The sequence below is a fragment of the Serratia sp. HNCC26DJ244 genome (assembly GCF_057180565.1).
Map to the genome: position 1 here is coordinate 1 of NZ_JBXUGO010000165.1, position 242 is coordinate 242.

At 63.6% G+C, this 242-nt stretch carries 1 pseudogene; it reads right to left on the bottom strand.

What is annotated here, in order from left to right:
- Window positions 1-242: pseudogene (locus AC2A06_RS19100) on the bottom strand (OmpA family protein); the annotation flags it as partial.

Consider the following 242-nt stretch of genomic DNA (forward strand, 5'->3'; position numbering starts at 1 on the left):
GAATTCACCAGCATTTTGGTGGAATCGGGCTTCAGTACCGCCTTGCCGGAATCAAACAGCGACAGGCTGTCGAGGCGAACGATTTTCGGCTCGGCTTCCGTTTGCGGGGTCGACGGCGGCGGGGGCGGAATATAGGCGCGAATGGCCTCCAGGACCGGCAGATGCAGGCGCCCCCCCTGGTACAAGCCAAGGCTTATCCCCAGCGGGGCCCCATTGCGTGCCCAGTGGTCCAACTGCTGGGC